Source organism: Streptomyces sp. TLI_55, assembly GCF_900206255.1.
Classification (GTDB): Bacteria; Actinomycetota; Actinomycetes; order Streptomycetales; family Streptomycetaceae; genus Streptomyces; species Streptomyces aquilus.
Genome location: NZ_OAOJ01000005.1, coordinates 62781 through 74367, shown reverse-complemented (window position 1 = coordinate 74367; position 11587 = coordinate 62781). Strand labels below are relative to the sequence as shown.

The window sequence follows — 11587 nt, the reverse complement described above, 5'->3', positions numbered from 1 at the left end:
CCATCACGTCGCCTACATCGACGACACCCTGCCCGCCGTCCTCGCCGGACGCGCCCCCGCCCCGGCACCGCGTGCTCCCGCTGCTCCCGAGCCCGCTCCCCGAGCCGAACGCCGCCCGGCCACAGCTCCCGCCGCCCCGGCCGCCGACTGGTGGCAATCGCCCCCGCGCCGCTCCTGGGACGCGGTCACCGCGCCCAGCCGCACCGGCCGCTGACCACGCCACACGGTCCCGCACCGCCCATCGCGGCACCGGCATACCCGCCGGCCGCCGCCCTCTCACGGAGGTACGCCGTGCCCAGCACCGCCCTGTCCGAGCGCGCCGCCCGCGCCGCGCTCGCCGCCCACTTCCCGCCCTACCAGGTCGCCGCGCATCTCGTCCATCAGTGTGCCCAGGAGGTCTGGCGGTACAGCGTCGACCACGACGCCAGCGGCCGCCTGGCCGCATACAAGCCGCGCGAGGAACTCGCCAACGCCCAGTTGACGTGCCAGTTCGTCATCCCGTCGGACGCCGTGTGGCCCGCCGCCCTGGCCGACCTCGGCCCTGACTGCCCACTCGGTCTGTGGGTGCGTGGACACGATCAGCTGCCCGCCCTGACCGCCCGCGCCGTGGCCGTGACCGGCAACCGGGCCGCCACCGCCGAGGCCCTCACCCGGACGCAGGCCTTCGCCACCGCCGTCGCCGAGGCCGGGCACACGGTCACCGCCACTCTCGCCTACGGCGTCGACGCCACCGCCCACCGGGCCGCCCAGCAGGTTGGACGCGCGACGCTCGGCGTCCTGCCGCGCGGCCTGGACCGCGCCCACCCGCACGACCACGCCCAGCTGCTGAGCTCCATCCCCACCAGCGGCGGCGCGGTGGTCAGCCTGTTTCCGCCTGGTACCCCGGCCAGCGGAGCAACCCTGCGGGCCAGCGCCGCCCTGCTCGCAGCGCTCGTGCGGGCGGTGGTGCTCGTCGAGACCCTGGACCACCCCGAGGCGGCGATGCACACCGCCGAGACCGCCGCCGGCCTGAACCGGCCCGTGCTCGTCCCGCCCCCCACCAGCGGCATGCGTGCCGACGGCAACGCCCGCCTGCTCGCCGAGCAGCGCGCCGTCCTGGTCCCCGATCCCGCGCACGCGCTCGCCGAACTGCGCTGACCAGCCAACCGCCCTTCCGTGCCCGGTCGTACGGCCAGGCACGGCCACCGGAAGGAGTGAGGCGAGGCCATGTCCCGCACCGCGTTCACGCCGTCGCTGCCCGGCCTGAGCACTACCGACGACCTGGACACCGTCATCAACTGGGGTCTCGGCGCCGACTCCACTGCCTACCTCGCCCGGATGCTCACCGACCCCGACGCACACGGCATCGACCTGAAGCGCACCGCCGTCCTCTACATGGCCACCGGCAGCGAGTGGCCCGAAACGCGGCTGCTGTGCGAGGAGTTCATGCTGCCGCTTCTGCGCGAGCACGGCGTGCGCTTTGTGCAGCTGGCGCGCAACGGGCACCTGAAGTCCGATGGATTCACGGTCCTGGACGACTCCTGCCAACCCGAGCGGCTGTTCGCCCGGGGGCCATGGACGCTATGGGACGACCTGGAGTCCGTCGGCACGGTGCCCCAACAGGCCGGCACCCGCAAATGCAGCCTGTGGGCCAAGGGCGACGTCGGTGACTGGTGGCTCACCCAGGTCTTCGGCGGCCGCCCGTTCAGGCAGATCGTGGGCTTCAACGCCGACGAGCGCGGCCGCACCATCAAGGACACGGCCAACTCGAAGGTCCCGGGCCGCACCGGGGTGTTCCCCCTTGTGTCCTGGGGGTGGGGGCGGCAGCAGGTCGAGGACTACCTCCTGAACCGGTTTGGCGTGCACTGGCCCAAGAGTTACTGCACGTTCTGCTGCTTCCCCGTCTCCATGGGGGCGCTGCCCGCCCACCTGGAGCGCATGCGGTCCCACCCGGAGATCGCCGGTGAAGTGCTGCGCCTGGAGTACACGGCGATGAGCCTCAATCCGAACGCGAAGCTGTACGGCAGGCGCACTCTCCTGGAGTTCTTCGACCCCGCCGTGCCGAGGGACCGGGCGTGTCTGGAGGCGTTCGAGCGCGAGCTCGACATGCCATGGGCGCTCTACCACGTGCGCCGACTGTTCCTGCTGTCCGCCGACGGCGAGCGGCGCCCAGTGATGCGCTCCACCGAACGCGTCGACCTTGGCCGCCCGCAGCACCTGGCCCGGCGTCTGATCTCCATCTCCGAGCGGCACCGCGTGGAGGCAGAGCATGACCCGGTGTACGGGCGCGCCCGGGCCTGGCTCCGGCCCCGCTCCACGAGCTGGCCGATGGCGGAGGAACTCTTCGCCACCGCCCCCGCCCGCGTGATCGACAAGAAGGACCAGAACTTCGAGCAGCACTGGGACGCCCTCGTCTCGGGCTCCGCCGCCCAGCTCCCCCTCGCCTGAACCGCCCCTCACCACCACCTCCGGAAGGACTTCCCGTGCGCGCATCCATGCCCTCAGTCCCTGCTCCTCCCCCGGGTCTGCGCCGTGCTGTACCTGGCCACGCCCTCCGGAGCTGACGTACGGGCCGCCATGCAGGCCGGGCTCCTGGCCTGCATGACGACCCCGGCCCAGGGCAACGTGATCCCGCCGGGCGCCCTGTACGCCTGCGACAACGGCAAATTCGGCAAGGGCTGGCCCGGCGAGCAGACCTGGTTCGCGTGGCTGCAGGCGACTGTCGAGCGCCATGGCCCCGAGCTGTGCCTGTGGGCCGTCGCCCCCGACGTCCCGATGGACGCCGCGGCCACCCTCGCCGAGTCGCTGCCCTGGCTGGAGCCCATCCGCGCCCTGGGGATCCCGGCCGCGTTCGCGGCCCAGGACGGCAGCGAGCACGGCCTCATCCCCTGGCAGGCGATCGACCTGCTGTTCCTGGCCGGCAGCACCGACTGGAAGACCTCACCGGCCGCTCACCGGCTGGCCGTTGAGGCCCGGGAGCGCGGACTGCCCGTTCACATGGGCCGTGTCAACTCCCGCCGGCGGCTGCGCATCGCGCAGGCCTTCGGCTGCACCAGCTGCGACGGCACCTACCTCGCCTTCGGGCCCACCACGAACCTCCCCCGCCTCCTGGCCTGGATGAACGAACTCCACACCACACCAACCCTGTTCGGAGACGACGCATGACGACCCGCCTACGCCATATCGGCGCCGCGATCATGGGCATCCTCGACCCTGTTCCCTCCACCGTGCCCTCCCCGATGACCGAGGAGGAAGGCGCATGGGTCCGCGCGCACGCCTGGACCAAAGGCCTCCGCAAGATCGAAGACGCCTACCCCCACGGATTTCACCGCTGGTGCTCCTGCGAGCGCGGCATCTGCACCGGCTGCACCTCCGGACACCACAACCGGTGCGTCAGCGCCGACAGCCCCCGCATCGACCAGCACGCCGGCACCATCACCGACGCCCAAGGGTTCGTCGTCGCCGTGATCCAGTACGGCCCGGACCAGCGGCCCTGCCGGTGGGCCTGCCCCTGCCCTCACCCGGCGCCCGCCGAAGCGACCGCCGACATGGGCAAACCCGAGAAGCGCCCTGCCGCCCGGCCCGCCACCCCCGCGCAACGGCCTGCAGCCGCCCGGGAGGGCCAGCTCTCCCTCTTCGCGAGCGGACCGCAGGAGCGCGAGGACGGGGAGGCCCCGTGAGGTACCCGGTCCAGGAGCCCCTGCCGTTCGAGGACCTGCCGGAGGTACCGACCGCCTCGCCCTGGTGCCAGCGGTGGCGCGAGGGGAGGCATACCTGGGCGCATGTCCGGGACGGCGGCTTCGACGCCCGGCGCTACACCGTGGACGTCATCCCCGACGAACCCGCCAAGGCCTTCGTGCTCGCCCACCACTACTCCGGGTCGTACCCGGCGGCGACCCATCGACTGGCCCTGTATGAGACGAGCACGGGTGAGCGACGGCTGAGCGGGGTCGCTGTGTTCGGAGTCCCCGTCAGCGAGGCTGTGCTGACGAAGCCCCTGCCGCAACTCCGCCCCTACACCGAGTCCTTGGTGTGCCTGCGGTTCGTGCTCCTCGATGAGTGCCCTGGCAATTCCGAATCGTGGTTCCTCGCCCGCTGCTTCGACGCCTTGCTCGCGGCCGGGGTGCGCGGCGTGGTCTCGTTCGCCGACCCGGTGCCGCGCCGGACCGCCTCAGGCGCTTTGGTCATGCCCGGGCACGTCGGGACGATCTATGCGGCGACGAACGCGGTCTACGCCGGCCGGGCCACGGCCCGCACCGTGAAGTTGCTGCCCGACGGCACGGTGTTCCACGACCGCGCGGCCCAGAAGATCCGCCGACAGGAGCAGGGCTGTGAGTACGCCGCCGCCCAGCTCACCGCACTCGGGGCTCCGCAGATTCGGCCCGGCAGCGACCCGGCCCTGTGGCTGCGCGAGGCCTTGGCCGCGGTCGGCGCCCGCAACCTCCGCCACCGCGGTGTGCACCGCTGGGTGTTCCGGCTCGGCAGAAACCGCCGCGAGCGGGAGCAGATCAAGCTCGGCCTCCCCGCCCAACGCCCCTATCCCAAGCAGCCCGACCCCGAAGCGATCGCGTTCTGAGGGCTGTTCGGCCACGCGGTCCGTATCGCCCGCCACAGCCGCCCGGCCCCGTCAGGGGCGCCCGTCAACCCTCCCGTCAGAAAAGAGGAACCATGTCGCACCCCACCCCCCGGTATGCCGACCCGGTTGCGTTCGCCGCGAGCCGGCATCGCATCGTCATCAACCTGTCCGGCGGCAAGGACGGCCTTGTGGCCGGCTTGATCGCGATGGACGCCGCCCGCCAGGCAGGCGTCGCCGACCGCGTCTGGACCGCCCACGCAAGCCTGGGCCCGATGGAGTGGCCCGCCGTCACCGTGGACGGAGTGCGCTGGCCGAGTGCCAGCGAACTCGCCGCGCAGCACAGCCAGGTCATTGGGGTGCCGCCGGAGCGTCATGTAGAGATCCGGCGCAGCCGTGAAGTCGACGGTGAACGCGTGCCGTTCGACCTGCTGACCTTCATCGCGGAGCGGGGCGACTGGCCCTGGCTCGGCCGCGCCCGCACCTGCACCGGCCCGTGGAAGACGAGGATGGTGTACCAGGCGTTCACCCCCCAGGTCCGCATGCTCAGGAAGGAGACGGACGGCCCGCTGATGTTCGCCAACGTCCTTGGGATGCGGGCCGAGGAGAGCCCGGATCGCCGGAACCGGGAGGCGCTGCGCCGTACGACCGACAACTCGGCCCGCATCGTCGACGAGTGGCTGCCCGCGCACCAGGTGAGCACCCAGGAGGTCTGGGAGCGCACGATCAGTGCGGGGCTGCCCTACCACTGGTGCTACGACTCGCATCCCGGCGCCGGGGACCGGCGGGGCTCCAGTCGTTGCTCATGCTCGGCCTGCACCCTGGCCAACCACCGCGATCTGCTGCTGATGGCCGGACGCCGGCCGCGGCTCGCCGAGCTGTGCGCACTGGTCGAACGCGTCCGCCAGGTGCCGTTCAACCCAAATATCACCATGGCCGAGCTCATCGCCCTGTCCCGTCGGCGCGATGCCCCGGACCCCGGCGTCGAGGTGGAGGAGAACGCGGACTTCGAGCGGATGGAACGCGCCGTCCACGCCGCGCTTCGCAAGCCGCCCGCATGGGACTCCAAGGCCCGCACCGGGCCGGGCGAGATCCTGCACAGTGCCGCCGGGTGCGACGGCTGCACCGTGCACAGTTGATGACCCGCCGCCCGCTGCACTCCTCGGCGCGGCGGCCACCCCCTACGATCAATGGAGGAGATGACCATGGAGCCGAACCCCACCGCCGCGCTGCTCGAACTCGCCGCCCAGGCCCAGCGTGTGAGCGACCCGGACACGCTGCACGACTTGCTGTCCAGGGGCCACCGCGCCTGGTGCGAGGGCGTCGCCGACGTCCAGGTCGGCGTGGACCGGGAGACCGCCAGCTTGTCCGACGCCGAGCTCGCCGAGCGGTGCGCCGATGCGTGCGTGCCGTGGGAGGAAGGGATGACGCGCAGCGACGCGGTCTCCGCTCTCGCTTTCATGACGTGGGATTCCTCGCCGGCCGCGATGGCGTACACGCAGCTGGCGGAGCGTGCGGCGCGCTTGGGGGTGTGCCTGCTGGGAGAGGAAGTGGTGTAGACGGGTTTGGCGTCGGGCTGGACAGCAAACTTCCTCTTTGGCATTATCGAACATGTCACGCTCGTCCGGGCGTCGGCGCCGCTGTGCTGATTGTTTCCCAAAGGGGCCCTGATGTCTTCCGCCGATCGGCTCGTGGACACCACGCAGATCGTGTCCGAGTTCGGCACGAGCAAGCCCCGGATCAGCGACTGGAGCAACAACCCGGACAGTGGTTTCCCTGCAGTCGCGCACACGGAGGGCCGCAAGCGGTTCTGGCGCCACGACGAAGTCGCGGCGTTCTTCGCCAAGCGCGCCCCGAAGAAGCGCACGCTGCCGGCCGCGGTACTCGAGGCCGACCAGAACGAGCTGCTGACCAAGCGGGAGGTGGCCCAGCTTCTCGGCTACACCCGCACCTCCACCATCGACGGCTACTTCCGCGACCGGCCCGGTTACTTCCCGGAGCCCGACGAGGACGTCGACGGGCCGATGTGGCGCCGCGGCACGATCGTGGCCTGGGTCGCCAGACGCCCCGGCAAGGGCCGGCGCAGCTCCGCTCCGGCGGCAGCGCGGCCTGAGGTGTCGGCGGACGGCGACCCCGACGAGCTGCTCGGTACAGCCGAGGTCGCTTCTCTGCTCGGCTACGGAAGCCCGGCTTCCTTCTCCAGCGCCCTCTACCAGGGGCGCATCCCCGAACTGCCCGAGCCGGACACCCTGCAAAGAGAGGAAGGCAGCCGCGGCCCCGGCCGCAAGAAGTGGCGGCGGGCGACCGTCGTCGCTGCCGCCCGCAAGCGTGGCGTGCTGCCGCCGGCCGACCAGGACGCAAACGAGGACCTGGTCGGTGCCGCCGAAGCAGCCCGCATCCTCGGGTACAGCAACGCCGGCAGCTTCATCAGTGCACTCGGGCACGGGCTCCTGCCCGACCTCGAGCAGCCCGACGGATACGAATACCGGCACGGCAGCGCCGGCCGCCCCCGCCAGCAGCGCTGGAAACGCTCCCGCGTCGAGGACCTAGCAGCCCGCCGCTCCTCACCCTCCTGACCGGCAGCACACCGCACCGTGCCGCAGGCGGGATACCGTAAGACAGCGGCCTCTGGTTTTAGGGATCGACGAACTCCCGGCGGACCAGACGTCGCACGATGGCCGGTATGGAGGGGCCAGCCACCTCTCCCCCGCGACGCCGCATGGCGTCGCGGAACCGGCCATCGCTACGGAACCTCTCTCCGGCCCCGGCCGCGCGGCGGCGACGCATCCTGACCTGGTTGACGTGACCTCGCCAGCCCGTACTGTCCGGAGCCCTGGCGCTGGCAGATCGCCACGATCGGCTACCCGTCGACCCTCGGCGAAGCCGAGTCGAGGCGCCCAAGCCAGCAACGTCCGGGGCATGGTCGGGCCGACCACGCCCGTTGTATCCCTATCGTGACCGTGGTCGGGGCCTCGTGGTCGGTGGTCGGGTCGGGGGCGACGGGTTGTCTCAAGGTCACCAGGACTCGCCTTCCGACCGAGGAGTTGACCGTGTTTCCCACCGCCGGGGCACCAGCAAGGGGGCCGACCCGTTCGATGGCCGCGAGCCAGCAGCCCCAACGCTCCAACGCGACGGGGTGCAAGTGACTGCCGCAGCTACCGAGCCCGCTTCGCCCTACACCCCAAGTCCCGCCGAGCCGCTGCCCCATCAGCTTCTGTACGCGCTCGCCCAGCACCGGATCGCCACCACCAGGCAGCTCCACGAACTGGTACGGCCGAGCGTCGCCCGCCAGACCGTCTCCACCCCACTGAACAACCTGCGCCAGGAGGGCCTCGTCGACTACGCAGTGCTCCCCCGGTCCAACCGCACCCGCGCCTGGTACCTCACAAGCGAGGGCGCCCGCCTGACCCGGGACCTCCCAGCACTGCGAGGCCGACCCCCGTATCCGATCACGTCCGCCACAGCCGCCTCGCTAAAAACACCACACACGCTCACAGTGGTCCGCACACACCTGGCGTTCGCCGCCGACGCTCGTCACCGCGGTGACGAGCACAGCTACCTGGACTGGACGCCGGAGGTATCCCACCCCATCGGCGACGGAGAAAAGGTCATCGCGGACGCCGTCATGCACTACACCCTCCTCGACAGCGAACTCCGGCGAAAACTTCGCGCATTCGTGGAAGTTGATCGCAGCACCATGAGCAGCGAGCGCCTGGCCGTGAAACTCATCGAATACGCCCGGCTGTTCCAGTACGAAGCCCAGCCCGTCGGCCGCCGCAGGCCCACGTCCACCGGCCCTGCATGGCTGCGCTGGTACCCGGTCTTCCCCCGGCTCCTGTTCGTCCTCACCAATGCTTCGCGAGCCAGGCTGGAAGACCGCATCAGCGACCTGCAGGCCATGGCCGCCCAACACCCGCTCGTCGCGGCCCTCGCCCGGGAGGTCCCCCTGGGTGCCACCGTCCTGGAGGACATCGAGAAGCACGGCCCTTCCGCGCCGGTGTGGGTACCGTTGGCCGGAGGCGAACCGCGCCCGTGGACTGAGTTGTGATCAGACCCCACCAGAAGCTGGTCGGCGCCGCGGATACACCCCTGCTCTTGGCTACAAGGGTCCAGCAGCGCCAGACCTCCGGCGCCCATAGCGCTGACGACGTATCCGCCTCGCGGAACTGGCCGTCCTCAGCGTCCTGGCCACCCTGGCCCCCCGTACCACGGCTGCGGGGCCCCTGGAACCTGTGGCTAGGTGTTCTGTTCACAGAGGTTGGTGACGATAAAGCTCTGGTTGGTCCCCCGTTGGACATCCGCGACGTCGGGTGGCTAGGAGGTTCAGGGCGTGGGCGCAGCTGGTGGCGTGTTGCGAACCCCGGCCGCGGCTCGGGCCAGTGCGGCGAGAGCCGATGAGTGGTGGCCAGCTGGCCATGCGAGCACGGTAGTGATGTCCGGGGCGTCGACGACGGGCACCGCGACATGGTTGGGCCACTGCCAGGCGCGGCTGGAGGCAGGGATGACGAGCAGGGTCTTGCCGAGCGCGACTAGCTGAGCGAGCTGTGACTGAGTGTGCACCTCTGGCCCAGGGCCGTCGGGGTAGGAGCCGTCGAGCCGAGGCCATCGGGCGATGGGAAGGTCCGGCACGTTGCCGACATCCGCAAGGGTGAGCTGGGGGCGTGCGGCAAGCGGGTGTCCCGACGGGAGGAGGGCGACCTGGCCTTCGGTACAGAGGTCTTCGGTATCGAACCCGGCCAGGTCGTCGACCGGCCGGTGCATGAGGGCCACATCCGCGCGCCCGGTACGCAGGAACTGCGCCTGCTCACCGACCTCGCACAGGACGACTTCGATCGGCGCCGTATCGGTGTCGGCCGCCGACGAGGCGAGGAGTCGTTGCAGTAGCTCGTGTGATGCGCCAGCTTTCGTCACCAGTACCAGCGGCCGCCGGAGATCCGCTGCCCGCCGGGTCCGGCGCGCAGCAGCCGCGACCGCGTCGAGGGCCACCCGGGCTTCGCGCAGCAGCACGTCGCCGGCGTCGGTGAGGGCCACCCCCCGTCGGTCCCGGTCCAGAAGTTGGACGGCGAGCCGGCGTTCCAGCTGCCGGATGGCGCGCGACAGCGGTGGCTGCGCGATCCCGAGCCTCTGAGCCGCGCGTCCGAAGTGCAGCTCCTCGGCGACCGCAACGAAGTACCGCAGCTCACGGGTCTCCAGGTCGTCCATGCACCTACCCTACCCACCTCGTGATACCCGCCGGGTATCACAGCGCACTTGATCGATATTGGACGAAACGGACGCCACGCGCTGAGCATAGACAGCATGAACAACACCAAGACAGCCCTGGTCACCGGCGCGAACAAGGGGATCGGCTTCGCCATCGCTCAGGGTCTCGGAGCCCTCGGCTTCACCGTCGCCGTGGGGGCGCGTGACGACATCCGACGCCAGAAGGCAGTGGAGCGGTTGCGTGCCGCAGGCATTGAGACCTTCGGCGTCGCCCTCGATGTCACCTCCGACGACAGTGTCGTCGCCGCGGCGGCGAGCATCGAGAAGGAAGCCGGGCGGCTCGACGTCCTCGTCAACAACGCAGGGATCTCCGGCCGGTTCGAAGACGGGGCGCAGAACCCCTCGACCCTCGACCTCGGCGTCCTGCGAACGGTCTTGGAAACGAACGTGTTCGGGGTCGTGCGGGTGACGAACGCGATGCTCCCGCTGCTCAGCCGTGCCTCGTCGCCCCGGATCGTCAACATGTCCAGCAACATGGGCTCGCTGACGCTGCAGACCGGCCCGGTCATGGCCGCCTACGCACCCTCCAAGTCGATGCTCAACAGCGTCACAGCACAGTACGCCCGCCGATTTGCCGACTCGAACATCATCGTGAACGTGGCGTGCCCTGGGTATGTCGCAACCGACTTCACACGAGCCCGGGCACAGGGCCGCACCACGGCCTTTCATCAGCGCCCGCCCACCACAGCCCTGTGCCGCACCGCTATCGGCGTTCAGGCAGGTGGGTCCGAGAGCGTCCGCTGCAGCTGTTCACGCAGCCGACTCACTTCGGCGTTCGCCCGCTGACGGAGCAATTCCTCGTAGCGGGCCCAGTCGAAGTTGAGCACGGCCCGCCGGTCGTTGAGGTCGCTCTCCGAGAACTGGGCCCGCAGGTCGTCGAGTTGTTCACTCAGTGCCGCACGCTGCCGCCGCTTCAGCGAGGCGACTCGCGTTCCAGTCGCTCCTTGTCGTCCCGTTCCTGTTCGAGGAGCGAGGTCAGACCGTTCAGCTCCGCTGCCACGCGGGCTTGCTCATCAAGGACTTGACGGAACTCCGTGCGCACCCGCTGTTCATGTTCCTGAAGATTGTTCAGGATGTCCTGCAGATCCGACTTGGCGGATTCCAGTTCCAGCAGCGTCGCGCCGTCCGGCGACCGCCTTCATCCCCCTGACCCGCCTCACGAACAGCATCACACCGACATCAGAGAGCCCCCTACCGCAAGCTGTCTTGGGACGGGAGGTCGCGCGGCGTGCCGGGGTGGGACCTGCCACCTTGTACCGTCGCTTCCCGACCAAGCAGATGCTGGTCGCCGAGGCCTTCGCGGACCAGCTGAATGCATGTCGCGCCATTGTCGACGAGGGGTGCGCCGATCCTGATCCGGGGTGTGGCCTGTGCCTGGTGATCGAGAGGATCTGTGAGCTGCACGCACGCGATCGGGGCTTCACCGAAGCCTTCCTGTCGACCTACCCGGAGGTGAAGGATGTCGCCGCAGGCCGTGAGTACACGGTGAAAGCAGTCGCCGAACTGGCTCAGCGAGCCAAGGAAGCGGGGCACCTGCGGCCCGACTTCGTCCTCGACGACCTGATTCTCATACTCATGGCTAACAAGGGGATCCACGCCACATCGACCGCCAGCCAGGTCAAGGCCTCCCGACGCTTCGCAGGGTTGGTGATCCAGGAGTTCGAAGCCTGCCCTCAGCACGCACCACTACCGCCAGCGGCACGGCTGGCATCCGCAGCACCGGACAGCACCTGACCGTGGGCGAGCGGTATTTACGCTCGACGCACGAACCAC

Annotated in this window: 11 protein-coding genes and 2 pseudogenes; 12 read left to right on the top strand and 1 reads right to left on the bottom strand. The window is 70.3% G+C overall.

Annotated features, from left to right (window positions below):
- The 10 genes and pseudogenes from CRP56_RS46030 to CRP56_RS45985 all read left to right on the top strand — a co-directional run.
- Positions 1-214, top strand: a pseudogene (locus CRP56_RS46030) (single-stranded DNA-binding protein); the annotation flags it as partial.
- 77 nt (positions 215-291) lie between these two features.
- Positions 292-1137, top strand: a complete 846-nt coding sequence (locus CRP56_RS46025) for a DNA-processing protein DprA (RefSeq protein WP_097276172.1) — start codon at positions 292-294, stop codon at positions 1135-1137.
- A 69-nt stretch (positions 1138-1206) separates the two neighbouring features.
- Complete coding sequence (locus CRP56_RS46020; RefSeq protein ID WP_097276170.1) at positions 1207-2427, top strand: hypothetical protein; 1221 nt, start codon at positions 1207-1209, stop codon at positions 2425-2427.
- An 84-nt stretch (positions 2428-2511) separates the two neighbouring features.
- Positions 2512-3144 (top strand): hypothetical protein, encoded by a 633-nt coding sequence (locus tag CRP56_RS46015; RefSeq protein WP_097276168.1) that lies wholly within the window; start codon positions 2512-2514, stop codon positions 3142-3144.
- Positions 3141-3659, top strand: a complete 519-nt coding sequence (locus tag CRP56_RS46010; RefSeq protein WP_097276165.1) for a DUF6248 family natural product biosynthesis protein — start codon at positions 3141-3143, stop codon at positions 3657-3659. Before CRP56_RS46015 ends, CRP56_RS46010 begins: the two co-directional genes overlap by 4 nt.
- Complete coding sequence (locus tag CRP56_RS46005; protein WP_257042439.1) at positions 3656-4555, top strand: Mom family adenine methylcarbamoylation protein; 900 nt, start codon at positions 3656-3658, stop codon at positions 4553-4555. The genes CRP56_RS46010 and CRP56_RS46005 overlap by 4 nt, the downstream gene beginning before the upstream one ends.
- A 92-nt stretch (positions 4556-4647) precedes the next feature.
- Positions 4648-5691, top strand: a complete 1044-nt coding sequence (locus CRP56_RS46000; protein WP_097276162.1) for a phosphoadenosine phosphosulfate reductase — start codon at positions 4648-4650, stop codon at positions 5689-5691.
- Between the two features lie 66 nt (positions 5692-5757).
- Entirely contained in the window at positions 5758-6111 is a 354-nt protein-coding gene (locus CRP56_RS45995; RefSeq protein WP_143665035.1) for a hypothetical protein, read from the top strand.
- Positions 6112-6222: 111 nt separating this feature from the next.
- Positions 6223-7128 (top strand): hypothetical protein, encoded by a 906-nt coding sequence (locus CRP56_RS45990; RefSeq protein ID WP_097276158.1) that lies wholly within the window; start codon positions 6223-6225, stop codon positions 7126-7128.
- Between the two features lie 566 nt (positions 7129-7694).
- The gene (locus tag CRP56_RS45985; protein ID WP_097276192.1) at positions 7695-8600 is read left to right on the top strand and encodes a replication-relaxation family protein; all 906 of its coding nucleotides are present in this window, start codon (positions 7695-7697) and stop codon (positions 8598-8600) included.
- Between the two features lie 275 nt (positions 8601-8875).
- Here the strand turns inward: CRP56_RS45985 and CRP56_RS45980 are convergent, their stop codons facing one another.
- A complete protein-coding gene (locus CRP56_RS45980; protein WP_097276156.1) occupies positions 8876-9754 on the bottom strand; it encodes a LysR family transcriptional regulator in 879 nt (292 codons plus the stop codon).
- A gap of 96 nt (positions 9755-9850) precedes the next feature.
- On the opposite strand from CRP56_RS45980, the gene CRP56_RS45975 reads away from it, so the two are divergent.
- Together CRP56_RS45975 and CRP56_RS45970 are read left to right on the top strand one after the other, a co-directional pair.
- Entirely contained in the window at positions 9851-10600 is a 750-nt protein-coding gene (locus CRP56_RS45975) for an SDR family NAD(P)-dependent oxidoreductase (RefSeq protein WP_097276153.1), read from the top strand.
- A gap of 426 nt (positions 10601-11026) precedes the next feature.
- A pseudogene (locus CRP56_RS45970) lies at positions 11027-11548 on the top strand (TetR/AcrR family transcriptional regulator); the annotation flags it as partial.
- Positions 11549-11587: the final 39 nt, after the last annotated feature.